28 protein-coding genes and 1 pseudogene are annotated in these 25,945 nt (G+C 36.4%); 4 read left to right on the forward strand and 25 right to left on the reverse strand.

What is annotated here, in order from left to right; all coding sequences use genetic code 11:
- Positions 1–44: 44 nt before the first annotated feature.
- Together CCK98_RS21125 and CCK98_RS21130 are read right to left on the reverse strand one after the other, a co-directional pair.
- Positions 45–824, reverse strand: a complete 780-nt coding sequence (locus tag CCK98_RS21125) for a hypothetical protein (RefSeq protein WP_088088384.1) — start codon at positions 822–824, stop codon at positions 45–47.
- A gap of 136 nt (positions 825–960) precedes the next feature.
- Complete coding sequence (locus CCK98_RS21130; protein WP_088088385.1) at positions 961–1,368, reverse strand: hypothetical protein; 408 nt, start codon at positions 1,366–1,368, stop codon at positions 961–963.
- A gap of 156 nt (positions 1,369–1,524) precedes the next feature.
- Between CCK98_RS21130 and CCK98_RS21135 the strand changes: the two genes are divergently transcribed.
- Positions 1,525–2,610: a hypothetical protein gene (locus CCK98_RS21135; RefSeq protein WP_088088386.1), complete on the forward strand. Its 1,086-nt coding sequence runs from the start codon at positions 1,525–1,527 to the stop codon at positions 2,608–2,610.
- A 130-nt stretch (positions 2,611–2,740) separates the two neighbouring features.
- On the opposite strand, the gene CCK98_RS21140 is transcribed toward CCK98_RS21135, so the two are convergent.
- From CCK98_RS21140 to CCK98_RS21155, 4 genes are all read right to left on the reverse strand, one after another.
- Positions 2,741–4,873, reverse strand: coding sequence for a TerD family protein (locus CCK98_RS21140; protein WP_088088387.1), 2,133 nt, complete (start codon positions 4,871–4,873; stop codon positions 2,741–2,743).
- Between the two features lie 291 nt (positions 4,874–5,164).
- Positions 5,165–5,596 (reverse strand): DUF4275 family protein, encoded by a 432-nt coding sequence (locus CCK98_RS21145; protein WP_088088388.1) that lies wholly within the window; start codon positions 5,594–5,596, stop codon positions 5,165–5,167.
- Positions 5,597–5,720: 124 nt separating this feature from the next.
- The gene (locus CCK98_RS36490) at positions 5,721–6,485 is read right to left on the reverse strand and encodes a hypothetical protein (RefSeq protein WP_256942429.1); all 765 of its coding nucleotides are present in this window, start codon (positions 6,483–6,485) and stop codon (positions 5,721–5,723) included.
- A gap of 184 nt (positions 6,486–6,669) precedes the next feature.
- A complete protein-coding gene (locus tag CCK98_RS21155) occupies positions 6,670–7,143 on the reverse strand; it encodes a hypothetical protein (protein WP_088088389.1) in 474 nt (157 codons plus the stop codon).
- Positions 7,144–8,161: 1,018 nt separating this feature from the next.
- On the opposite strand from CCK98_RS21155, the gene CCK98_RS21160 reads away from it, so the two are divergent.
- On the forward strand, positions 8,162–9,277 hold the full coding sequence (locus tag CCK98_RS21160; RefSeq protein WP_088088390.1) for an IS110 family transposase: 1,116 nt from the start codon (positions 8,162–8,164) through the stop codon (positions 9,275–9,277).
- A 522-nt stretch (positions 9,278–9,799) separates the two neighbouring features.
- On the opposite strand, the gene CCK98_RS21165 is transcribed toward CCK98_RS21160, so the two are convergent.
- Complete coding sequence (locus CCK98_RS21165) at positions 9,800–10,297, reverse strand: GrpB family protein (protein WP_088088391.1); 498 nt, start codon at positions 10,295–10,297, stop codon at positions 9,800–9,802.
- Between the two features lie 121 nt (positions 10,298–10,418).
- Positions 10,419–10,613 (reverse strand): hypothetical protein, encoded by a 195-nt coding sequence (locus CCK98_RS21170; protein ID WP_088088392.1) that lies wholly within the window; start codon positions 10,611–10,613, stop codon positions 10,419–10,421.
- Between the two features lie 1,025 nt (positions 10,614–11,638).
- Between CCK98_RS21170 and CCK98_RS21180 the strand changes: the two genes are divergently transcribed.
- Positions 11,639–12,538, forward strand: coding sequence for a VanW family protein (locus CCK98_RS21180; RefSeq protein WP_088088394.1), 900 nt, complete (start codon positions 11,639–11,641; stop codon positions 12,536–12,538).
- Positions 12,539–12,726: 188 nt separating this feature from the next.
- Complete coding sequence (locus CCK98_RS21185; RefSeq protein ID WP_088088395.1) at positions 12,727–13,041, forward strand: hypothetical protein; 315 nt, start codon at positions 12,727–12,729, stop codon at positions 13,039–13,041.
- Positions 13,042–13,319: 278 nt separating this feature from the next.
- On the opposite strand, the gene CCK98_RS21190 is transcribed toward CCK98_RS21185, so the two are convergent.
- From CCK98_RS21190 to CCK98_RS21265, 17 genes and pseudogenes are all read right to left on the reverse strand, one after another.
- Entirely contained in the window at positions 13,320–13,796 is a 477-nt protein-coding gene (locus tag CCK98_RS21190; RefSeq protein ID WP_088088396.1) for a hypothetical protein, read from the reverse strand.
- Positions 13,797–13,943: 147 nt separating this feature from the next.
- Positions 13,944–14,159: a DUF6366 family protein gene (locus CCK98_RS21195; protein ID WP_088088397.1), complete on the reverse strand. Its 216-nt coding sequence runs from the start codon at positions 14,157–14,159 to the stop codon at positions 13,944–13,946.
- 395 nt (positions 14,160–14,554) lie between these two features.
- A pseudogene (locus tag CCK98_RS37100) lies at positions 14,555–15,477 on the reverse strand (aldo/keto reductase).
- An 81-nt stretch (positions 15,478–15,558) separates the two neighbouring features.
- Positions 15,559–16,395, reverse strand: a complete 837-nt coding sequence (locus CCK98_RS21205; RefSeq protein ID WP_088088398.1) for an alpha/beta hydrolase family protein — start codon at positions 16,393–16,395, stop codon at positions 15,559–15,561.
- Positions 16,396–16,500: 105 nt separating this feature from the next.
- Positions 16,501–17,043, reverse strand: a complete 543-nt coding sequence (locus tag CCK98_RS21210) for a cyclophilin-like fold protein (RefSeq protein WP_256942432.1) — start codon at positions 17,041–17,043, stop codon at positions 16,501–16,503.
- Between the two features lie 14 nt (positions 17,044–17,057).
- On the reverse strand, positions 17,058–17,513 hold the full coding sequence (locus CCK98_RS21215) for a S9 family peptidase (RefSeq protein WP_142292190.1): 456 nt from the start codon (positions 17,511–17,513) through the stop codon (positions 17,058–17,060).
- Positions 17,441–17,899, reverse strand: coding sequence for an alpha/beta hydrolase (locus CCK98_RS21220; RefSeq protein WP_088088400.1), 459 nt, complete (start codon positions 17,897–17,899; stop codon positions 17,441–17,443). Before CCK98_RS21220 ends, CCK98_RS21215 begins: the two co-directional genes overlap by 73 nt.
- Positions 17,900–17,991: 92 nt before the next feature.
- Entirely contained in the window at positions 17,992–18,735 is a 744-nt protein-coding gene (locus tag CCK98_RS21225) for an SDR family oxidoreductase (RefSeq protein WP_088088401.1), read from the reverse strand.
- A gap of 50 nt (positions 18,736–18,785) precedes the next feature.
- On the reverse strand, positions 18,786–19,964 hold the full coding sequence (locus tag CCK98_RS21230; protein ID WP_256942433.1) for a MalY/PatB family protein: 1,179 nt from the start codon (positions 19,962–19,964) through the stop codon (positions 18,786–18,788).
- Positions 19,954–20,814 carry a DUF3737 family protein gene (locus tag CCK98_RS21235; protein ID WP_088088403.1) on the reverse strand — a complete coding sequence of 287 codons (861 nt, stop codon included), beginning with the start codon at positions 20,812–20,814 and terminating at the stop codon, positions 19,954–19,956. The genes CCK98_RS21230 and CCK98_RS21235 overlap by 11 nt, the downstream gene beginning before the upstream one ends.
- A 157-nt stretch (positions 20,815–20,971) precedes the next feature.
- Positions 20,972–21,715, reverse strand: a complete 744-nt coding sequence (locus CCK98_RS21240; protein WP_088088404.1) for an SDR family oxidoreductase — start codon at positions 21,713–21,715, stop codon at positions 20,972–20,974.
- A 15-nt stretch (positions 21,716–21,730) separates the two neighbouring features.
- A complete protein-coding gene (locus CCK98_RS21245) occupies positions 21,731–21,958 on the reverse strand; it encodes a tautomerase family protein (protein WP_088088405.1) in 228 nt (75 codons plus the stop codon).
- Positions 21,959–21,978: 20 nt separating this feature from the next.
- Positions 21,979–23,196: an MFS transporter gene (locus CCK98_RS21250; protein WP_179195886.1), complete on the reverse strand. Its 1,218-nt coding sequence runs from the start codon at positions 23,194–23,196 to the stop codon at positions 21,979–21,981.
- A gap of 175 nt (positions 23,197–23,371) precedes the next feature.
- A complete protein-coding gene (locus tag CCK98_RS35555) occupies positions 23,372–23,512 on the reverse strand; it encodes a hypothetical protein (protein WP_179195887.1) in 141 nt (46 codons plus the stop codon).
- Between the two features lie 74 nt (positions 23,513–23,586).
- Positions 23,587–23,994 carry a cupin domain-containing protein gene (locus CCK98_RS21255; protein ID WP_088088407.1) on the reverse strand — a complete coding sequence of 136 codons (408 nt, stop codon included), beginning with the start codon at positions 23,992–23,994 and terminating at the stop codon, positions 23,587–23,589.
- 109 nt (positions 23,995–24,103) lie between these two features.
- Entirely contained in the window at positions 24,104–24,967 is an 864-nt protein-coding gene (locus tag CCK98_RS21260) for an aldo/keto reductase (RefSeq protein ID WP_088088408.1), read from the reverse strand.
- Positions 24,968–25,050: 83 nt separating this feature from the next.
- Positions 25,051–25,806, reverse strand: a complete 756-nt coding sequence (locus CCK98_RS21265; protein ID WP_088088409.1) for a carboxymuconolactone decarboxylase family protein — start codon at positions 25,804–25,806, stop codon at positions 25,051–25,053.
- Between the last annotated feature and the right edge of the window lie 139 nt (positions 25,807–25,945).

The raw sequence follows: 25,945 nt of genomic DNA on the forward strand, positions 1-25,945 counted from the left end.
TGTATTAAGCTACCCCTATCCCGTTATCTTTTTAGTGCAGCCACTTATTTTTTGGGCGGTTTAACATTATATATAAACTGCTCTGCTTTACCATCCACAATTTCATCGCTGATTAACCTAATAATATTGCCATCTTGATCGTGTTCTACACTTAATCTTTCCTCTTCATACAGTTCTAATTGCGGCGAAATATTAAAAAAGAAATCCACTTTGGAAAGCCTATTGTTGTCGTATGTGTATTCCTCATAATGAAGATCAGCAAATTTCTCCATCCCACACATGCTTCTTTCATACTTCATTAATTTTCCGTTATCGTAAATGCACTTGGACACCACTCCCAATTCGCCTAAGTTATCAAATTCCAAACCATAAACCACATCTCCGTTATATATCAAATACTCTTCGTTAAAACGACTGTCTGGAGTTGTAAACTCATTTACACCCTTTACTCGTAGCAGTCTACCGTCCATATCAAAGCCATATTCGTACGAGTAATTCCCAAATTCAGGTTTCTTCTTTTTGAACAGTCTGCCCCTTTTCATCCCACCAATGATTAAATCTAAAACTGGACTTGGACAGTAGTATCCACGATGGATCGTTTCTCCGCCTTTAGAATACTCCAACCTTACAATTTTCTCTTTCGCAGCAGTGCGTAATTCTGACAGTTTGTCATCATACTTCTGTTTGATGCTGACCAACTCGGAGATAATCTTTACAAAAGCATCTAACTTCGATGGATCGATTTGGACCGAGGACTTTATTTTCTTTTTTGCATCCTCTAACCATTCATCAAACTCCGTCATCATTTTTTCATACTCATCCAAGTTACCACTCGCCTCCCCATAAAATGGATTAAAAGCTTAATTGCATTTTTTATTGGATTTTTTTCCTCTGCCTGTACTTTATCAGGAGTTATAACTTAGATTTATCCGGAGATCAACAGTTGGAGTTACTTTCCACTCATTTATGACGTCCTTCGAAAATCTTCCTTCCTAATTCCGCGTCAAAAACAGCATGCCACCTTTTCCCCTCTGGAGAAATCGTCATAAAAACATAAACTTGTCTATTTGGGTGATAACCATCACCACCGACCCTGGATTTCCCATATTGATCCGCACGAGAAAGAACACTATTAATGTCCTTAAAATAAGTTTTTTCTCGGATATTCAGCTTTGCATTTTCAAATTCAGTATATTGCTTTCTATCAAGCGACTTATAAAACGAATCAGCGTTTTTAAAACTTTTGGCAGAGTTATCTGGGTATTTACTCCAAGGTTTATCATTTTGTTCTGCATGTACTAATTGAATATTGAAAGCAAAAATTGTGGTTATTATTGCTAACACAGCGACTGAAACTATTCTCTTCATTCTAAAACCTTCTTTTACAGTTATTTTTCCAAATAGAGCAGAATATTATTTACCCGTGATGCGATAGGAGGAATGCAGTTCAATTACTTATCATTATGAAAATACAAACATACATGTCAGGCATATTGGGAACAATAAATAATAGGGTGATAAATAATGAAAACAAAGAAATCTATTTTAGTATTCCTTATTGTGTTGGCTCTTGGAGCGCTATCCCCGACGTACACAAAAGCAATGAGTGAAGAAATGCGGTGGTTCCACCAACTTTCCAGAGCATTGTATGAAAGGGACGCTAAGAAATTAAACGCATTGGTAGAGCCAGGCGTCAAAATTCCTGAAATCAGGGAAAATTCGCCAATCGGAGGTCTTAGTACGCTTCCTTCTACTCATAAAAACACGGTCATCTTGATTGGAAATTTTAAAGATTGCATGGGTGATAATCCGAGTGATTGCGGTGATCGGATCGCCTTTATATGGGAAGTATCAGTAAAAAATAACAAAATATCAAAAATCAAGGTCATTTCAGATGTGGCTAATCCGCATATGAATGAGCTAATCGTTACAAAAGAATACAAAGAAAAATTCAACAAAGAAATATTGGTTCCAATGCATTTTCCCTTTAAAATGACACATGTGAATGGAAAAGTAACAGACAAAAAGATTTTCTTGCAATATCAGAATAAGGAAATTGCAGGCGTTCTGGAAATTCAAGCAGAACCAACCGCAGGAGAGATCATTTTGCCGAAGAGTAACATGTATAAACCAGTTTCGCTCAAAAAGGGCTATAGGGGTTTTATCGGTGAAACACAGAAAGGCTGCGAATTAATTTTTCTTTCTGATAACATGCAATATAGTGTGAAATTATTGGGCGATCATAAAAAATACAATCCTTCGAAAAAAGAACTGATAAAAGTCGTAAATTGGATGCTTTACCCCAAGGAACCACGGGGCATGTATTACGAGGAAAATTCAGATAAGAAATTTAAAGATGCGGATTCCTATTACCGGTCACTTGATAAAAAAGAATACGTTGAATTTAAAAATGCAAAACTGAACATTAGGGAAAAAACCAACTTTGAAAATGTGAATACTATTTTAGCCCGCGCAGCTCAGTATGGATTAGTCACGATCCATGATGCTGATGTACACCCAAAGCGGCAAGTATATGTATATATATCCGTTTCGCAGGAAGGGGAGAAAAGGATAGCTATATTTGACGCAGAAACAGGATATCAGATCTAGAAATTGAGAAGAATGAAAGTCACCCTATGCAAACACTAAAGCATCCAGTTGTAATTATGTCTTTTCTTCGTGTAAATAAAAACTATTTTAATTTAAACAAAAAAAGACTATGCACTAAGCACAGTCTAAATTAAACCAGAAACTCAGCCATGATTTTCTCAATTTCAAAAGGAGTTATTCCTTCTTTCACGGAGAAAATCGTATCTGCTTCTTTTTTTAATTCAACATGTTTACCTCGAGCGTGTGCATGGAGCATAAACAAATCGTAAAGAGTTGGCTTCTTTAGTGAAGTCATACTTTTGCCGGTTGCAGCAATCCCAATCAAATTTCCTTCAATATTAATCTCGTAATTCGGATTTCTCCGCAAAGCAATATCCGCCCAGATCGCTTTGCGTTCAGCGAGGTCAAAAATAACAGGAATGCAAATTTGGGTATCTGCAGTAATGTCAAACTTGTCAACCACGGTCTTCGGCTCAAAAATCTCTCCCGAACGTGGTTCTTTTCGGATCATCCAGCCTGCAAAACATTCTGGCAGTTCGCCATAGCTTTGACCAGTAAAGCAGTTAACATTGACAATCACATATCGTCCACCGTTTTTCACTATGCTCGGTATATCCATATCGATAAATTCAGCAGCACCTTTTGGAGCGTCAGTAATATCACCGGAATGAAACATCCGGAACCCATTAGAACGAAGATTGGTATACGAAACCTGGTCCATAAACTTCCATTTCTCGTCAAATATCGTAACAGAAAGGTCAAGGTCTACTCTAGTTTCCCAAGGATCGTCTCCGTCCATGTTCCTCCACCAGACATACGCACGTATCGTATCACCGTCCGGAATGTTTATTTGGCTTCCGCGGGAAATGGTGCGAATTGACCTTGAAGCGCTCCTTTGGGAAAATGGAACAAGATAATCCTGTAGCTCTTTATCCACAAATACTTTCCCAAACGGAGGAAGTTCGCTGAAGCGTGTCACAAGCTCTTCTTCGATAATGCTAACGACTGAGCAGCAAATTTCTTCTTCAATGTGTATCAGCTCATTCGTAATGCTGATAGCTTTCCCAACATTTCCTTTTGGGAAAAATACACGAATATCACTGCCGTTGTTTCGGTTTTTGAAGTGTGCGTGAACCTGTAATAGAACTCGCGTTGAAACAGAACCTACCACTCCTGAAAAAGATTTAACCACTTGTTGAGGTTCTTCTGAAATGCGGATGATGTGATCCAGCCTTCTCGCAAAATCACCCGGTCGCTTCTTCAAAAGAGTAATAGCTGCCAAAGCATCTTTCTGCTCTAATAAATGCTCCAATTTCCCTCCAAATGTTTGGAGTGGAACATTTCCGCGGACTGCCTCAAAGGCTTGGTAGACTTTTAAATATTTTGATTTGAATTCTCCTGGATGCAGTCGTTCACTTAAGCGCTTCCAAGCCTCCTTGTGACGAAGCATGTCTTCTTCAGGATGGTTAACCGAATCCAATAAAGACATGAGCAAACGGCGCTCCTGACGATTAAAGCTCTTGAAACGGGTGCTTGATGCTAAACTTACGTCTCCTCCTGAGAGAGCCACAGCTAATCTCAAAACGTCTGTTGCTGTTTCGAAATACCTGGAAATTACATTAACATCTGCTTTTTTAAATTGGAGTAATTGAGCAACTATAAATGCGACATTTTCCTTTAATGGAATTGAGTCAGGCAATAAGGAAGCGATATCATCCATATGCTCGATTGCCCATGCAACATCTTGTTTATCTATTCCGGAAATCGACGTTTTTGCGCTGATTAAATTCTGAATCATTAAAATAAAGTCTTCTTCTTTTGATAATTCTAAAATACGAAGATCTGTTCTTTCGATAAGGGGAGAACGCATCACTTTTTCATATTTTGGAAGACCATTGTTCGGGAGATTAACCCCAATGGAATCTTTTACAGCAACAGAGAAATAGTGAACAATAGCATTTAGATATAATTCAGCCTCTTCCATATCCATCACTTGTGTTGGAAAATTTGGATACATTGGACGAAAACTTCTATGGGCTCCAGTCATTTCTTGGAGGTCAAGGATAAGAGTATTATAGAAATATAAAAACTCCTTTTCGTTCATCGTGCGAACAGCATTTATCAACTTTTCCGAAAACATAAAGCCAAGTTTTTCAATGTTTTTTAAAGCTGTGGCTAACACATCTAAACATAATACCTTTTCAGGTCCTTGATTCACAATCAATTTTCCTTTTCTGCGCACAAAAATACTGTTTTTGCTCATCCCCATCAGCTTCCAATCTTGAATTCATTATATATAAAAAAATAAAAAAATCAGGTAATCGAGATATCTCACAGCCTGATTTTTTCTAATGATTTTTCTCTTAAATAATTATAATCAGGAAAGCGATACCTCTGCTTTTTATCCAATGAGTTGTAGAAGGAAGAAGTATCATAGCCTGATATTTAAAGTATAATGGAAAAAAACTAAAAATGAAATGATGTTATAAAAATTTTTTGATTTCTAAAAATCTGGAGCTGATAGTGTAGACCCCGTAATTCAAAAAGACAATTGTTACTCCTGTACTTGCTGAAAGAAATAAAGACCACAAAAGTATTCATGGGTATGGATAAATGTCCATGAAAAATCTTTATCCACTACATAAACATCATTTATATATCCATCAATTTCATTTATTTTGTCCTCCGCCTTTAACCATATAGCGTTTTCAAGTAATAATACATAATCATTGTCTTGGTAAAAAATATAACAAGCATCTTTCTTTTTCTTGTCAAAAGCATCCCCTGCTTCTAGTCCTTCAACGCATGGAAGCTTATTAAAACTAAATACATGCCATAAGTGCTGATGAAAAAAAATCTTTCTTTTTTGGGATTTGCTAAGGTGTTTTGCGAATGCTTCTTCCCACTGTTTCCGAAGCTCGTTTCTTTTGTTTTTCAATTCGGTAACAAGGATTCCCTTTTCTTTTAACAAGTCAATCTGCTGCATTTGTTATTCCTCTAACTTTCTCCCATATTTTTACAAACGCACCCTTTTAGCTTAAGAACTCAATTTAACCTGATCATGAAGAAGGAGGAGCTATGGCACCTCTCAAGTAATACTTTCACGAAACTCATCCGAAAATATACATGGCTTCAACACTGTCGTCAACTGCATTAACCAATAGGACAATTTCCTTTGCAAAGGTACAGAAAGAACGAATTGTGATCGACTCCTTTAGATTTTGCTCAAGCTTCCATCCTACAGGCTGGCGACAAAATGGTTCATTTTGGTCAAAAAATGCACTCTGTATAAACTGCTGGATTTTTTCAGTTTCTTTTGAATACAACGGAGTGATGTCTTCCTTGTTGATTAAAAAATATTGTAACTTTCGCATTCCAGATTTCTCTGCATATTTACCTCGATATAAATCTGAAATAACTGGGTAGAAGTTTGCAGCAATCAAATTCTCCACTATTTTCTTTGATTCCTCTTTGAGATCTTCGAAACGTATTTCCTTAAATTCGCCAAGTATAAATAATTGTTTAACATTTTTATAGTGTGGTACAAAATCTTTAATAAGAATTTCGAGCAATAAAGGCTGCACATCTCGAAATGAGAGTGAATAATTTTCATGCAGAATAACACTTGGTGCTGCGAAGAAGAAACAGGCTTCACTCATTTGATTTAATTTATTTTCAGATTTTACGGTTCGAAACGTAAAATTACCAATACCAAATTCAGTTTCATTATCTTCTTTAAAAAGACTATCAAAGTGATGTTCATCAATTTCTTTTATCCAGTTGAAAGGATATGTTTTAGCCTTTCCTCCGATTTCCGCCAATGAAGTATAAACGGTCCAACCATTATCTCTACGTCTTCGAACTATCCGTCTCATATTTCCTATGATTAACACCAACATCCGATACCATTTATTAACGATAAGATCACCTATTTTCTATTTTCTGACAGGCTCCCATTTTCATTGTGTTACAGAGTTCATAATTGCGCATTGATGGGATGGATATACCGTTCATCAAACACATTATATTTGAACAGGAAGGCTTATGTTTCGGGTATTATCAGTCCCAAGAATTAAATATTACTTCTCCTATTGTCTGTGGCTTCCAATAAAGTGCCTGCTGTACTTCAACATCTTTTAATTGATGTTTATTTTTAACAAAAATTTTTCCATTAACCTCTTTAATTTCGAAGGGTGTCGTTAAATCCTTAACGCTTAGGATTTTAAAATAGCTACGGAATCCGTTTAATAATTCAGGGACATCAATAAAGGAGAAGTTATACTCATCAACTTTGGAGACAAATCCCATCAAAGGTTGGTACTTATTAAACAACGCATAAATTGTCCTGCCTTTATATTTGAAAACACCTTCATAATAACTTGTTGAATACTCTGGTTCAAAGAAGTTTCCTGTTTTTCCGCCCACTTTAGTGACAGAATTAAAGAACTCTCGTTTTACATCATTTTTTGTATGATAAGGAGGTTGATCATCTTTTGAACCGAAAAAACCAGTTACTCCACTTAATAAAAACACCGGAATCACCTAATATAAATAAAATAAAGTCCTTCTTAAATAAACACTTTTTCCCTGCCTACTAAATTTTTAAAAATTTTTGCAATGGGTTATTCAATAAATTTCCTTTTTGTTCAACTATCTGCATCTTAAGCTTAATAAGAAAAGACTCCTTTTTTGCAACAGCCAGTTTAAGAATTAGACCCGTATAATTTCTTTTGTTCTTTTGTAAGGATATTAACATTATCAGGTCGTCCCACACCAGGCAAAAGAAGCGTATCCATAAATTTATCTTTGAATTGTAAGTGGTTCCACGGTTTTATAGCAAAATACGCTTCAACAAAACTTTCTAATATATTTTCTTGAAAAATCTTTGAGCCCACTCCATACTTGCGACTATGTTCCCACGGTACGCAAGAATTCTAGTAGGAATGGCAAGAAAAAATGAATCTTATCGTTCCGACAAAGTACAACCTTTAATTTCAATAGCTGCTTAATAAAATTTCCAACATATCTTCAATTACAGGTAAATTAATAAACTAATTGATAAATACATTTCGAATATTGGCTTATTCGTAGGATTTCAAAGAAAGTACGAAGGACCGGATTACTTAAGCATAAGGGCTCTGACCCGTTCCGTTAGAAAGACCGGCATCTACCACTTGGATAGGTATGACGAAGGAATGAGAGGGCATTTGACCCGTTGAGACATGGGAGCGAAAACCTCCAGGGGTGGCGTGGAAAAAACGTACATTATATGGAAAATAGTGGAGATATCACTACCTCCTTTATTTAGGTATGCCTTCATGTAGCCAAAATGCTTACAACTCTTTTCATCAGTACCCTGATGTAATCCAAGTTATTTGAAATCCTGCGAATAAGTGAGTATTTGAGAGATAATCGAATCTAACTGAGGGAGCTTAAGTTATCATGAACGAAACTAGCTCCTTACTCGTAACACCGAAGGTTAATTTGGTTACACTGTTTACTGAAAATAACAAACCAAATCAGAGCTACATTACGGAAGGAGCTAGTTATTATGCAGGATACCATAAAATATGTAGGTTTAGACGTTTCAAAAGAAAAAATTGCCGTTGCCATTGCAGATGAAGGTCGTGATGAGCCAAGGTATTGGGGGATGATTCCTAACACTCCGGAATCCATTAGAAAGTTAGTAAAAAAGCTTGGAGAAAAAGAGAATCTTCGAGTGTGCTATGAAGCTGGACCAACTGGCTATGGTTTACATCGACTTTTTCTTACCCTAGGAATAGAGTGTGAAGTAATCGCACCATCTTTAATCCCTAAAAAACCAGGTGAGCGTATTAAAACCGACCGTAGGGATTCGATTAAACTAGCAAAGTTATTTCGCGCCGGCGAATTAACCCCTGTTTATGTGCCAACAGAAGATGACGAAGCCCTTCGGGATTTAGTTCGGGCTCGTGAAGATGCTAAAGAAGATGAATTAAGAGCCAAACATCGATTATCTAAATTCCTTTTACGGAATGATATTCACCCTCCTTTCAAAGGAAAAAAGTGGACTCGTAGATATCGTGAATGGTTAAATACTCTAAAGTTTGAACGTTCCGCATCCAAAGTAGTTTTTCAAGAGTATCTGTACCATCTACAAGAAATTGAGCAAAGGGTAAAACGATTTGAGGAAGAAATAAAATTACAATCAACCGAAGGTTACCATGCGCCAATGATTCAAGCACTACAATCATTAAGAGGAATAGCTACGATTACAGCTACTAGTCTTGTGGCTGAGATTGGATCATTTAAAAGATTTGCAACTCCCAAAAAATTAATGGCTTACGTTGGGTTAATTCCAAGTGAAAGTTCTAGTGGTGAAACCAGAAGGCAAGGTAAAATTACCAAAACAGGCAATCGTCATGTTCGTAGGTTGCTCGTAGAAGCAGCTTGGAGTTATCGATTTCCACCTGCTATAAAGGGAGATTTAAAGAAAAGACTAGAAGGACAATTGCCTAATGTTCAAATGATCTCATGGAAAGCTCAAAATCGCCTTCATAAAAAATATTTTCGTTTATTATCACGTGGAAAAGCATTTGGAAAGGCATTAACAGCCATTGCAAGAGAATTAGCAGGATTTATCTGGGCAGTAACTCAAGAAATTGAAAATAGCTCCATGGCAAAGTAATAGTTTCGAATAAAATAAATATCAATTTTGTTTAGAAGTCGGAGCCTAGGGCTCGGAGGCAAAGGTAAAAACCGGTAAGGAGAAACCACGAAATTGTACTTGTGATATGCCCAAGTAGGCTAACTCACGTTTTAAGTTAGTGGAAGCTCCTTTATACGGAAAGATAAAATGTGAAAACCCACGAATATCAGAGTGCTAACCGCAGTTGAGATTTTTGCCTTCGTGCCGTGTGCTTAACTTTTTATATCAATATGAAAGGAGAAATTTATCATTCTCAGCTTTAAAAAGTATCTCAATCTCCAAATTGCCTGTCAAGGAAAGCACTTGACAGCCAATTTGAGGAGCAGTCAGTAAGCTGAGAAGGAGATCCCCTAGCCTTAAAAGGTTGAATCCCAACTAATAAGCAAAGAAGCCGAAAAACGCTTCTCTTCTTAGAGTTGCCCAAAAACCGAACCAAAATCAATTTGTGTAGGGAGCATTGACAGTTTCGTTCATATCAGTACAATTGTTCACAATCTTATGTCACAGTTTATTAAATTCAGAAGTGTTCATTAATTTTTGGAAAAACTCATTTTTAGCTTCCCTATACTCATCCATTTCTTTCCCTTCAAACTCTCTTTTTAACTCATCATATTCCATCCTGTAATTATCATTTAGTAATAAAACATCTCGAAATTTCCAAAAGAAATCATATTCAGAATCTATGACTGTTAATTGAACTCCTAAAGGAGGAACGGTTGAATCGTCTTTAAAAGCCCTGAACCAGTCCGTTTTTACACTACCTTCATTAAGTTCATATAATGCTGAGAGTGTCTGAACTGCTTTTGGGAATTGTTCAGAATTAACACGCACTTGTATATCTAAATCACCCTTTGTAAGGCTATTAGGGACAGCCGTACTTCCAACGTGCTGAACATCAGCTTCGGGCATACGTTCTTTAATTAACTTTTTGTGTACTAAGAAAGTTTCCTCTGCCTTTTCATAAAAAAGACTGTTTTCAAAAAAATTAACTTGTTCCATATTACCCTCCCATAAGAAATACTTTATCGGTAAATTTTACCATTGTCCACTAATCTGCCAGTTAGTGGAACAACGAAAAAGGCTGCCGCAGCAGCCATTCCTTACTCAACTCAAGCACCCGTTACTTCCATAAGGAAATAGTCCCTGTTTTCCAAAATTGATAGATAAATTCCCTGACTTCCTGTTCCTTTACAATTCGAGAACCCTTTCGGAATCCACCGTTTAGATACATATAACCTTTAAATTGTTTCATTGCCCCTTCTTTCAATTGCAAGATTACATCGTCCGAAAATTCTTTTATTAACTCTGACTCCATAGTTTTTTCTCCCTTTTGTACTTGTTTAACTTGTTCAGTTTAACTATTTCTTCTTCGACTATCGCACCCATTAGTTTAAGTACAAAACTTCACAAACCCGTTTTTTCGACCAACCAAAGGGTCAATTTCGTTATACTCTCGTTAAATTTTATTCAAAATGAATCACCTTAGAAAACCATTCCCATTCACCTATTAGTTATAAGGTTTTATTTTTCTCAAATTTATTACGCCTATTGATAAAAAGGGATAAAATGTGAAAAATTGTTATAATAAATGTCATCTGTAAAGACTTTATTAAACTTACACCTACAAAAAAGTAACAACTAAGTAACATAGCAATAAAAAATATCCCCACACTTAGAATGAGTTTAAACATTTTATCCCCCCTACTTTCATTTTATTATATTCCATAAATTGGATTACCTTCAATTGAATTTTAAATATTCTTATTCCATTTACCTGCACCGTTACTTGAATAAAAAAAGCCACCGAGAATGGCGGCTGATTCTTGACTCAAGATTGATTCATTATTTATTGTTCCTCTTTTTTATTGGAATTCCACGCTACTGCTCCAAATAAAGCTCCTATGATTAAGATAATCCATTTTATTACTTTTTTCATCTTCTGCACCCCTTTGTTTCATCCTTTTTCTCAAATCTGATAATAACGAGGTATGTTCAACAACTATTCTGTTCGTTAGGATATTAACAGAAGGGATGCCCTTTTTTCGCAGCCAATTCTTTAGAAAAAAGTATTACATCCCCTTTTAATATCTGCTATATTATATACGAATTTTTCCAGCAAAATGTTTCATTGCAACTTTCCTGCCACGTTAGCTCAATAACAAAAAAAGGACCGCAGCAGCAACCCCTTCTTAAACATACGCACCCATTACTTTAAGTGAAATTTTTCACAATCTTTGTTGTAAAGGTTTTATTTCCAAAAATGACCGTAATAAAAGAATAGCTGCAATTACATGAAATGGATATTTTAACTCATAATTAAAGTAGGGAGGTTTTAAGCATATGAATTTCAGTTGGATGCTTGGAATAATAATTTTATCTCAACAAGTGATTATGCCAGGACGTTTAGTAATCACTAACAACAGTGATCCTATCTCCGTTGCCAACCGTACTACCTTTTCGATGCACTTGCCTATATTACCCATTTTGGATACAAAAAAGTTTAATAAATTCATGGACGATATTGACCAGCATGTAACTAAAAATCCTAAAAATTCAATTATAGATAAAAACGGGAATATTATACCAGAACAACTCGGTTACCGTTTAAACCGCCAAGTTTTCACAGAAAATATTTTTTCTTATTATTTTAATAATGGCTCATCTACATTAGAAGTCCCCTTACTGGCTATTTATCCAAGGGTCGACAGTGAATTACTTGGAAATATTAGAGGAGAAAAAATTGGGGAATATGTAACATTCTTTAATACCAATAACAAAGAAAGAAACAATAATATTTATCTTGCTGCAAAAGCCATTAATAATTATGTTCTTTTTCCAGGTGAAATATTTTCCTTTAATAAAGTGGTTGGAGAAAGAACAGCAGGAAAAGGATATATGCCAGCTACTGTAATCGTTAATGGGGAATTTTCAGAGGACTTTGGTGGAGGAATTTGTCAAGTATCATCTACCCTTTTTAATGCAGTTGATAATGCTGGTTTAAAAATTGTTCAGCGTAATTCACACAGTAGAGAGGTTTCATACGTTCCACCAAAGCGGGATGCCACCGTTAGTTGGAACGGACCTGATTTAATCTTTAAAAATGATTACAATCAACCTATTCTCATACTTGCAAAATCGATAGAAAACAAATTAATAATCAAAATTTATTCTTCTGATGTAATTACATATACGCCTAAGAAAGTTCCATATCTTCCCTATGAAAAACATCCCCCCAAGTAAATATTTACTTTGGGGCTTTTTCTTTTTTCACTAACCTGACAGTTTGCACAATAAGAAAAAAGGATTGACAAATTGGACCCATATTTTCATTAACTCGAAATCAAATTGTAAATATTATGTCACATGAATACCGTTGTAGTAAGGTATTTTAAAGTATAAACTATACATACTATCTTAGGAGTGATTGAGTGAACACAGTATCGGTGAATAAACTAAAATTCAATAAAAATTTATCGATGATTGAGCAATATGCAATCAAAGATTTCCTCTTCAAATGGGTTGGTAGACCAACAGAAGGATTAGATGATTTTCTACCACTCGATTACACAGATGATGTCTTTGCTAAGTTGGAGGCAAAACAGGAAACAGCTTTCCTTATTAATGGGGATGAACATTTCAGATATGCGACAATAACAGAAGATAATCAATTTGTAATAGGTGTTTTAGATTCGAATAAGGAGTTAAAGCATATAATCATTTCTCTGGATGAGGTTATTAGGTAAGCACTTTCTGGTGCTTACCTCTTAAATTTTCCTTTCCACTTTTGTATACTTCCAGACAGAGATTTAACTTAAATCTTCAGTATAGTATGAAAGTTTCTTCAAACCTCCTGATTACATTAATTTTAACTTCATAACACACCATCTAAAATAATAGCTGGATCTTCAACTCTTGCACCCGTTACTTTAAGTGAATTCCTTCACAATGTAATGTATATAATCACTAAGACGGTGTTTTGTTTTTTAGAAATCTCAGCCATTTTGTAATAAATTTAAATTGATTACTTGTTAGAAAGCTTTTTTGTATTCTGACTAAAATTATTTATGAATTGAAAACCATAAAGAATTAATGCTCTTAAAAAGTCGATAGCTAAGTATTGAAATTTTGTTAATTTTTCTAAGGAAAATATTTTAAAACGGTTTACAAATTTTATACCTCCAAGGTAAATAAAACAAATGTGAAGAATCGTATTAGAGATTATATAAAATGGAAATTTACCATAAGCCATTTTTAACATCCAAAGACTTGAAACAAAGTAAGGACCCCAATTAAAAAAGTTCATACTTTTTAAAGGCGGTATCCCTTTATAAAATCGCCACCATCTTTTCTTTTCACCGAATAAATCTAATGCAGTTGTGACTGTACCCATAAAAATTGCTGCTGGAAGATATTTCTTAAATGAATTTCTACCTAAGAATGGAACTGTTAGCCACGGTAGAATTAACAAACCTAAATAAAATAATCTTAAATTTTTCATTATACCACCTCCAAAGTTTATGGTGTGTACTTTTTTACCAATTTATCCAGATACTTTCATATAAGGTTATTTCACAAATCTGCTCCTTTAGTTCAACAAGAAAAAAGCCGCCTAGTTCAGCAGCTGGTTCTTCAACTCTTACACCCGTTACTTGAAAAAAAATGAAGTAATTATTAATCCTATTATGATTACAAGGATAAGTATTCCTGTCCCTTTCCAGCCTAAACTTCCTACTAAATCCACAAGACCTCCGCTGTTTGCCCTATTAAAAGCATCGTTCAAATTACCAGTTGGGTTGCTTTTCAATTCTTGTTGTCTTAATCTCTCTCTTATTTGTTCAGGAGTTTCTTTGTTATCTTGCATTTAAACACCTCCAGTAAATTAAACAATGATTCCTCTTATATTCTATAATGAGAATCCATTATCCTTGTTGAACTAACCTCCCCGTTAATGGAACAACAGAAAAAAAGCTTACTCCTTATTGAAGTAAAGCACCCTTTAGTTTAAGTGTAATATTTCACAATCATTTTTTTGTAATAACAAAAATGGCGTACTTCATGTGGAAGAATCGCCCTTTATCTTGGTATTTTTAGAGACCTTCTTTTTACTTGGGAAACCAGTATAGATTTGTAATACTATGTTTACTAAATTACTAAACAGGTTTGAAAAAGAACGATAAAAAAGAAGAATGCAATTCCATACTGCACCCTTCACTCCTTCTATAATAGTAATACTTGAAGGACCTAAGTTTATTAGTCTTACGACCATTTTCCAGTTAATACCTCGGTACGGTCAGTTGCTGGAGCGGGCGTTCTTGATAAACGCGAAATTTCAGAATACATTTCTGACGAAAGTTTAAGATCGACAGCTGCTAACGAATCTTTTAATTGCTCCAAATTACGTGCACCAATGATAGGGGAAGTAACAGCGGGATTAACCATTACCCAAGAAACTGGTAAAGTTGCAGGTTTCACATCATGTTCTTGTGCATATTTGGTGAACTGTTCAGCCGTGACAATATCATCATTGGCACCGTAACGATCGCCATAGCGGGCATCCTCTACAAGGCGCCCCTGTTCCGGTCGTTTGTTTACTCCATACTTACCGGTTAATAAACCGGCACCTAGCGGACTGTAAGTAATGACTCCGATTTGTTCAGAAGCAGCCATTGGCAAAATTTCAACATCAGCCTGGCGTTTAACCAGGTTATACATAGGCTGGATTAATTCAAAACGAGCCAATTGCTCTTTTGCAGAAATTCCTAATGCCTTTGTAATTTGCCAAGCTGCCCAGTTACTTACTGCAGGGTAGAGAATCTTTCCTTGCCGTTGCAAGTCGTCTAGTGTCCGTAGAATTTCTCAATTGGGGTTTTTTCATCAAAGTCATGAACAAAATAAAAATCAATATAATCTGTTTTTAAACGGCGTAAACTGCCTTCAATACCTTGCATAATATGTTTTCGTGACAATCCTTTTGCATTCACATCAGCACTCGTGTTCCAAAACACTTTTGTCGTCAGGACGATATTATCACGCTCATGTGCAATGCATTCCCCTAAAATTTCTTCAGAACGCCCCCCACTATATACATCGGCTGTATCAACAAAATCGATTCCAGCTTCCCGACAACGTTTATACATGGCTTTAGATGTTTCTTCATCAGCGTTTCCACCAAAAGACATCGTACCAAAACATAAATTCGAAACTTGAATGCCTGTTTTCCCTACTGGCGATATTCCATAATAAATCCTCCTTAATTTTCATTAAATTCCCACATTTCCACTGTTGATTCCTACAGTTTTGTTTTCCAACGGAAGCCAATTTAATACCCTTTTAATATATTGATCCCAGAAATCAAAATCATGCCCTCCAGGACCTTCTTCGTAGGTTACTTTAATACCAATATCATCCAGATAATTTCTGAAATTTCTGTTTGCTCCAAGCAAGGGGTCACTTTCTCCGCATGCCAAATAAATATTCGGTATATTTGAATTTTCTTCTACCAACTTCTTCGCCAGCCATTTTGGGTTCATGTCACTGTCGGACACCTTCGTAAGGTCTCCAAAACAGCCTTCAAAATAGGCACGGCTCTCAAAGAAGAATGGACTATTGTATGGTCTTTGTTCAATACCATCAATAATCAAGGCTGAAGACAGTCCTGCAATACATCCAAATGTATCATGGTATTTTAAGCCATTTCTAAGTGCGCCATATCCCCCCATAGAAAGACCTGCGATATACGTATCCTCTTTTTTATCTGAAAGATGGAACATTTTCCTTGTAATCTCTACCAGTTCCTTCCCAATAAACTCCCCATAATTATTGTTGACTGTCCCCAGATTGTCTACGTAAAACATATTGTCACCAGAAGGCATTACAACAACAAGATCCCTTTCCATTGCCCATCTCAGAATATTCGTTCCTGATACCCAGTCTGTGTAGTTACCTAAAACACCATGAAGAAGATATAATGTCTTGTATGATTTATCCCCTCTTACGGGCATGCCTGGAAACGTCATTTTATCCACTGGTAATATTACATTCATTGGAACTGTTCTTGCCAAAGTCTTCGACATAAAATTAACCTGAATTAATGCCATCTATAATCCCCATTTCATATATTTATAGTTGAGATTAGTTCATTAACTTACCAAGGCAAATCCACTGCAATTTCTGTGACAATTTAAACGCCCCATCATTTTAATTTAATCAATTTTTTCTATTGTAACTGTAAAATCACCACGAATACTTGCAAGCTTTTCTATTCCGGACTCTATCTTACCTAATTTAATAAGTCCATTTGCATAATTAGAATCTTTATAAAATATAGCTAAATTTCCCCAAGGCGCGTAGTAAGTAATATCTCCATTAGAACCTGCAGTCCCATCTGGAGAACCAGTAGTAGACAATCGTTTTGGAAGATCGCTTATCTTTTCCATTCCCGCATAGTCTTTGAGTGTCAACGTCATTGGAAGTAAGGAGATAAAATCTTTCGCTGCTTTACTGTTATTCATAGTGGCAGTATATTCGTCCTGCCCAACAGTTAATTTTATTTTCATTTCTTTCACACCCTCTTTTTGTTTTTCATGATTCGTTTTTTCTGAAACAGGTGAACTTTTGCTCATACTTGATGTTTCATTTGAATGAACTTCCGATTCGTTAGTTGCTGGATTCCTTTGTATATTGGTACATGAAGTTAACAGCATAACTGCCAAAAGACTCAGAAACATGGTGATTGCCTTTTTCATAATCCTCACCAACTTTAGTTGTGTTTTACCAACACTTCCAAAATCCAAGTTACACACATCTCAACCCATTTATCGACGTTTGATGTTTCACTCTCGTTTTTTAAGTGATTTCTAGATAGGCGATTCGCAACAGACATCCCATGTTCTCTCTGCTGAAAAATATGGAGTTCATAAGGAAGATTTAATTCTTGCATTCGTTGCGCCATCATCAGTGGTTGAATCGCCGGAACATATTTGTCATATCGGTTATGCCAAATGAAAAGTGGCGGGGTATGCGTTCCAATATAATCGACGAATTCCAGTTGAGACGCTTTTTCTCTAGCAATTTTCCCAAGCATCGGTGGAACATAAACATCTTCTCCCTCGACAATCATCGAGTTTTTTGCAGCACCATATCCTAAAACAGCTGCATTTGGTTTAATATCTTCAGGTGAACACCTAATTTTTCTGCTATCTCTGGATTGTTCCATTGCGTTGCTGACAGTGCAGCTATCCCAGAACCTGCCGAAAATCCCATCAAGCAAATCGCATCTGGATCAATCCCCCATTTTTCAGCATTCTTGCGCACTGTTAAAATAGCCAATGATACATCTAGAAGGGGATTTGGAAAAATAGAGTCATCCCCAAAAGAGTAGTGAAGCACAAAAGTATTAAACCCTTCCTTCATAAAAGTCAATGCGACTGGTTCCGTTTCTCGTTCCGAAATAAAATAGTAGGCACCCCCCGGTAACACAATAATAGCTGGGCGTTTGGGTGCTGGTCCCATTTCCTTCTCTCTTTTCACTGAATTATCGTGAATATAAGTTATCAATTTTACTTTTCCATTATTGCTTAAGTTAATTTTTTCATGAATCATGTATAGTCCCCCTTATCATGAACTCGCTTAAACTTTGGAATTTCCAGTTCTAGATTGTGGACATTGATGAGAGAATTCTATTGAACCTTCATTCATTTTACTGATTTCGTTGGACGAATCAGGATTTCACTTACCGCTACAGTTTCCGGTGTGCTAATTGCATAAGCAACTGCATCGGCAATGTCGCTTGACTTTAATCCCAAACCCTCTATTTTAGCGTTATTCTTCACCCGTTCACGATTTTTAGGTTCGTTAATCGTTGTATAAAGTTCGGTATCTACTAATCCTGGGGAAATAATAGTTGAACGAATATTATTTTCTCTTTCTTCTTGGCGAAGCCCCTCCATGATAGCCCGAACAGCAAATTTTGTGCCACAGTATACAGCAGAACCTGGATAAACGACATGCCCCGCAATAGAGTCAGTTGCAATGATATGACCGGATTGTTGTTTTTTCATGATAGGCAAAACTGCAGCAATCCCATTTAACACACCCATGATATTGATGTCTAACATTTGTCGCCATTCATCAATGCGTTTTTCTGAAAGTGGAGCAGTTGGCATGACTCCTGCGTTGTTATAAAGTACATCTACACGACCATATTTTTCGACCGCCAAATCTACAACTGCTTGTACTTCCTCTTTATTCGTTACATCTGCAACTGCATATGAGATTTCAGTGTTAGGTAATGATTCAACAAGAGCTTTCATGCGGTCTTCACGACGTGCCGCAATTACCAATTTTGCTCCTTCTTGTGCAAGTTTCTTGGTAGTCGCTTCACCAATCCCACTTGATGCACCCATAATAATGACAACTTTTCCTTCAATATTTGTCATGATGATTTCCTCCTTAAATATTTTTATTAATTATTGGAAAACCCCATTAATCATATTGGGTTGTTTAGAAGTTGAAATGCAACAATCCCTTTTTTCAAACGCTGTAATCCATTTTCAAGCCGCGCTTTGGGGCAGGCGTAGTTTAGTCTAATAAAGTTATTACCATTGCCACCAAAAATAGCACCCTCTGAAACATACAACCCTGTTTCTTTCCTAATAAATTCACATAAATCTTTGGTATTATTCGTTACAGCCCCATAATCAATCCACGCTAAATAGGTTGCTTCTGAATGAATGAATTGAAGCTCTGGAAGCTGGTTTGCGATAAAGTGTTCAATAAATTCCTTATTTTCCATCAGATATTCCAATAATGCTTCAAGCCAAGATTCACCTACTGTAAACGCCGAGATTGCTGCTTCAATCGCAAAAACATTTGGTTCAGCCACTTCATCGGTATTAATTCCACGATTCACGAGTTTTCTTAACTCTGGATTTGGAACGATAATACTCGAAGTTTGAATCCCAGCAAGATTGAATGTTTTCGTTGGTGCTACACAGGTAATGCAATTTTGAGCAATATCTTTTGAAACAGAAGCAAATGGAATATAGCGATATCCCGGATGTGCTAAATCACAATGAATTTCATCAGAAAGGATAAGAACATTATGTTTGATGCAAAGGTTTCCTATTTTCTCAAGAGTTTCTTTATCCCATACTTTACCTATTGGGTTATGAGGATTACAGAAAATCATAAGGGTTGTGTTGGGATCGGATAATTTTCTTTCTAAGTCATTAAAATCAATGGAATAATGATGGTCTTTATAAATCAACTCACTTGAGAGAACTTTTCGTTGATTGTTGATGATTGAGTTGTAAAAGATATTATAGACTGGTGCCAACACCAACACATTGTCTCCAACGTTGGTCATTTTGCGCACAATGGAAGAAATGGCTGGCACCACACCAGTACAGAACATTATCCATTCTTTTTCTATATTAAATTGATGTCTATTTTTCCACCACCGGGCAACTGCGTGATAATATGCATCTGGTACGCTTGTATAACCAAAAATGTGGTGGTTTAATCTCTTCTGCATTGCCTTAACAATAGCGGGGGATGTTTCAAAGTCCATATCTGCCACCCACATAGGAAGCTCTTCGTGCCCAACATCCCACTTATAAGAGTTCGTGTTAAAGCGATTCGTCATTTTATCAAAATTAAAGGTCACAGGGTTCACCTGCTTTATCCAGTTCATACTGTGTATTAGCTGAGATAATTTCTTGGTCATCCAATATTAATTCGCCAATGTTCTTCGCTTGAATCTTTCCTGAAATCGGATTTTTCACACTGTCAATCACTGTTGTTGCTTCCACGTCTACTGTTGAATATTCAAATGCTAAATCCGTATTGATGATTTTCCCATTTTCGATCACCAAATGTTCCATGTAGCACATGCCTTGATTGCTTTGAATGGTACAGTTAATAAACGTGATATTTTTTGAATTCCAACCTAGATATTCACCGATAATGATAGAATCGTAAACAGTGACATTTTCACAATTCCAAAAAGCGTCTTTCGAAAGTAACTTCGCATTTCGGATTTCAATATTTTTCGCTCCATCAAAGGCATAGTTCCCTACTAATCTGAAATTATCGATTTTGATATTTTCACTATTCATTGCAAAGTAATCGCCTTTTGCGGTCACATTTGTTAAGTAAACATCTTTACAGTTCCAAAAGGACTCTTGTGCATTTGGCATATCAACGTTGGTCAGGTGTATATCGCTTGAACCTCGAAATGTCTTTGGTGCTTCAATGATGCTGTCACTGATTGAAATATGATGAGTATACCAAATTCCGGATCGTGCCATTTCAAGAAAACTACTATTCTTTACACTAATATTTTTGCAATACCATAAAGGATACTTCCACTTAAAAATACTATTATCGATGGAAATATCACAACTTTCCTTTAGCGGTGACTCTCCATCTGCAAAAACTGAATCCTTAATGATAAGATCTCGACTCTTAAAAAGAGCGCGTTCCCCGGTTAGCATTTGTTGATTAATTGATTCCATTGTTTCTCCTCCAATTTCATAAAACAAGTTAAAAATTATGTGACTTTTAAGCGAATATCTATCTAATTTACTGTTCTAAAAACAAATAGAATTCTCAATCATGGTGAGAGAATTCTATTTTGTCCTTTGTGATAACTAATTGGGTACTAAAGAAGGATTAGACAACTTGTTTGGTTGGGCGAATCATAATTTCGCTTATAGCAACCGTTTCAGGTGTGCTAAGTGCGTATGCTACTGCATCAGCAACGTCACTTGGTTTTAATCCTACACCTTCTATTTTCGCGTTATTTTTAACCCATTCACGATTCGCAGGATCATTGATTGTTGTATAAAGTTCAGTATCAACAAGTCCTGGAGAAATAATTGTGGAACGAATATTATTTTCACGCTCTTCTTGGCGAAGCCCTTCCATAATGGCGCGTACCGCAAATTTTGTTCCGCAATACACAGCAGAATCAGGGTAGACGACATGACCTGCAATGGAATCGGTCGCAATGATATGACCGGATTGTTGTTTTTTCATAATTGGCAGAACTGCAGCAATCCCATTTAAAACACCCATGATATTGATGTCTAACATTTGACGCCATTCATCAAATCGTGTTTCTGAAAGTGGGGCAGTTGGCATAACTCCAGCGTTGTTGTAAAGCGCATCGACACGACCGTATTTTTCAATTGCCAGATCGACAACTGCTTGAACTTCCTCTTTATTCGTTACATCTGCAGTAATATGTGAAATTTCAGCATTCGGTAATGATTCAACAAGAGCTTTCAAACGATCTTCGCGGCGAGCAGCAATGACCAATTTTGCTCCTTCTTGAGCAAGTTTCTTGGTTGTTGCTTCACCAATTCCGCTTGATGCCCCCATAATAATAACTACTTTATCTTTAATATTTGTCATGATAATTCCCTCCATTTAGTATTTATATCCTGGTTTTTTATACAACGTTTTTACTTTTCCTAAAATATCAGTCTTATATACTTGGTCTTCCCATTTCTCACTTGGAACTTCTTCAAATGAGACAGAAATACTAGATTCTCCAGCGTTTACTTTTTCTCTAACAGCTTGCACAATCTTATCTGTAAGTTCTTTCTTTTGTTCCTCGTTTCTGCCTGGTATAAGTTTTACAATAATGTGGGGCATACAGCATCCTCCTCTTAAACTTAAATACTTCTCTGTTGGACTTTGTTCATTTTTGCCTTTTTAAAAACAACTCCCCAAACAATGATAGAAATCAAAAAAATCACAATTGAACTTGAACGGAACAAGGACTGAACAGTATGAACGTGTAATAACTTTGAAAACACAATCCCCTCGTAAGGAGATAGGGTAGCACCAATGTTATAAGCAACTAACACCATTGTTGTTCCAAGCTTTGCCACCTTTTCGCTTTTTTGCGTAAATGTATGAAACAAATATGGCATCATACAACGAAAAGAAAAGCCAATAGTCATTGAACAAAATGTCGTGAGTAAGATACTTTCTGAAATAGTAGTAATATATATAGAAATTGCTAGCAATAAAAGTGCGACAGGCATGATATAATCCTTCAACAGTTGAAAAATTCTACCAAATGAAAAACCGGCAATAAATGCTCCTAAACCGATGAAGGCAAGATTGTTGCTACCAATCGTAGCATTGCCAATGTGTTTTTCTAAAAGTAGTGGGGTAATTTGAATATTGTAATTAATAAAAAAGGTCACAATCAAAAAAAGCAAAATACCATAACCAATGACCGATCCATAAGATCCTACTTCGTCGGGACTGTCCGATACAGTTGTGTTTGGTTCCGCTTTTCTCTTTGCCCTTTGCTTCTTGTCATCCGGTACAAAGAGAAAGAATCCTAGAAAAATTGGAAGCGCCAGGGCATAAATAAGAAACGATGTATACCAGTTGATTTTCAACAACTGCCCCACTATAAGCGTCAAACAAATGCCACCCAATCCTTCAAAGGCACTTTCCAATCCAATTACAGTTGCTTTTCTACGGGGATCCTCTTGGAATATATCACTAATCATTTGAATGATTAAGCGGTTGAATAAACCGATTCCTAAACCAAAGAAGCAGCGTGAAATAAACAAAAACGAAAAGATATCATGCTTCAGTACCGGAAATACCCCTGCAAGAAAAACAACTCCCAAACCAATCAATATCGTTCTTTTCTTTCCAAACCATAGTTCCAAACGGTTCGCAATTAAAATACCTAGAATGACAAACAGTGAAGGAATGGTTGTTAAAAGCCCTACATGGGTTGGATTTACTGTCGGAAATTCTTTTTCGATTGCAGGAATGTTTGCGGCAATCAAAGGACCGGATGAGATCAACAAAGCAACTGACAGCAAAGAATATGTTTTTAACCTGTCCGTTCGTATAATAACCATCTCCTTTCCCTGCATTTTTTGATGCAAGTTCAATTTTCAGGTATGACCTGATCATTAGATCACTTTAAAAAATCAATACTGATTCATTAATCAACATCTGTTTATTATTATAAAGAGAAACTGAATGCATTCAATGGTTAAATTAACGCAATTCGTTGATTACCCAACAAATCAATCAAAATTGTTGATTATCCTTAAGAAAGGTTGGTGAAGTCAATGTGTTTAATATGGATATCATCAACTCAGTCGCTGCATTTTTAATAACTTCTTGGCTTAAGGTGACAGCTATACCATTTTCAATCACACGTTTTTCCAATACCGTTTCCGCCCTTTTGTTTGTTTGAGCGACATAATTAACGCATCGAATCAAATAATTCGATGCGTTAATTATTATAATTTGTTATACGTTTCTTCATCGACAGGTTCTAACCACTCCGGCTTACCGGCAGTAATTGCAATGTGTACAAACCAGCTGTCTTTTGTAGCGCCATGCCAGTGTTTTACACCGTCGTGAGTAACAATAACATCACCAGCTTTTAATAATTGAGCAGGTTTTCCTTCTTCTTGGTACCAGCCTTCTCCACCGGTTACTAATAAAATTTGAAATCCATCATGATGGATATGCCAGTTATTTCGGCATCCCGGTTCAAAAGTCACATTCCCAACACCAACGTTGACTTTAGGGTCAGACACTAACCCTTTAAGATAACTTTGTCCTACGAAAAATTGTGCAAATGCTTCATTTTTTTCTCCTACTGGGAAAATAACACCGTTTTTTACTTCTTCATGTTTAGCCATTTTAATTCCTCCAATAAATTTTATTTTTATTAACCAACTTGAACAGATGGCTGATAATGATTTTTGTAAACCGTTCGAAGTTATGTCCGGTAACAGTAGTTAGTCCTGTTTATTTTAACTTTCCGCCAAATACCGGGAAGAAGCTATGCTCACCATAATTCTGGATGTGATCTGCATTCTTCAAAATTTCCATATCTCCATCGCTGATAGCAAAATCAAGCTCTGCATTGTTTCTCATGTGTTCCGGATTTGCCGTCTTAGGAATTACTACAAGACCAAGCTGGATGTCATAACGTAGGCAAAGCTGAGCAACAGATACTCCATACTTATCAGCTATTACCTTAACCTCTGCATTATCGAGAACTGCACCGTGTGCAACTGGTGAATACGCCTCTACCAGGATGTCATTCTTCTGGCAGAATTCAATTAGTTCAAAAGGAGTATTGCTCACATGTGCCAATACCTGATTTACCATAGGCTTGATCTCACAGCTTGTAAGAATATTCTCTAGATCATCCTGAAGGAAATTTGATAGACCGATTGCCTTTACCTTACCTGTCATATAAGCATCCTCCATTGCTTTCCATACTTCTTTGTTTTCCTCGAAGTAACGGTTCTCCTCACGGAACTCCGTCCAAGGCTGTGGGCTGTGGATAATCAGAAGGTCAATGTACTCCAGCCCCATCTTCGCTAAAGATTCATCAATGGACATCGTAACCGCATCATAGGTCTTTGCTTCTGCAGCAACCTTTGTCGTGATGAAAAGTTCCTCTCTTGCAACACCGCAGGAACGGATTCCTTCACCTACACCAACTTCATTCATATAAGCCTGAGCAGTATCAATATGACGATATCCGATAGATACCGCATCACGCACTGCCTGTGCTGTCTGTGTATCGTCAAGCAGCCAGGTACCAAGACCTAATTTTGGAATTTCTACACCATTTGATAATTTGTAAGTTTCGTTGAACATGCTTTTGTCTCCTTCAAATTGTTATTTTTTTGTAGTACCTTGTCATATATAAAATAGTATGTGGCATCCCCTATTCTACTTTCTTAATTTTCTGGAATAATTTCATTAATACAACTTAATGCGTTCAGTGTTCTAGGAAAGCCCATATATGGGAGGCAGTGAGTAATGGCGGTGATTAATGTTTCCTTGTCATTGCCTACATTTTTGTTACCCTGCACATGTGCCTTTACTTGACCTTCAGCACCGCCTAAGCTACTTACGATGCAGAGTGTCAACAACTCCCGTGTTTTCAAATCAAGTCCACCACGGGTGTAGAAATCTCCGAAACAAAAAGCAGAAAGATATTCCTGCATATGCTTTTGATTTGCCGGAGCACTCTCTTGCATTTTTTTAATGACATCACCGAAAATCTCTACTTGAACCCCAAGACCATTTTGAAAACGATTATCTTCATCTACAGTCTTTTGGCTTTCTATTGGTAAAGAGATATTATTCGCTTTGAAAACCTCATTGACTTCATTGATAGCATTTAACGTTTTCGGGAATCCAATGTACGGAGCACACTGGTAAACTGCCTCTTTGATTTCTACTGGTGTCAGCCCAACGTATAGTGCCGCAGCAACATGTGCCTTGAGCTGAGGCAATGTCTGGTTGGTCGTAAGCACTACCAGGGTAATCAACTCGCGTTGCTTGTCATCCAGATTTCCTTGATAGAATACTTCCCCAAAAATGAAGCGGCTAAGGATGTCTTGAAAATCAGGATCGGTAGTGTATGCGGCTGGTACTCCATTTCCAAATAGTTGTTTGTATTTTTCTTTGCTCTTTTCAATGCGGTCCATATATAAACCTCCTGTTTAAAGTTAATTTACTTTTATTATTCCAAATGTTAGCTGCAACATGATGCTTTAAAAATTAATATTGATTGATTAATCAACATCTGTTTATAATTATAAAAAAGCCCTTCATACTTTCAATGGT

Source organism: Bacillus sp. OV166 (assembly GCF_900177675.1).
Taxonomy (GTDB): domain Bacteria; phylum Bacillota; class Bacilli; order Bacillales; family Cytobacillaceae; genus Neobacillus.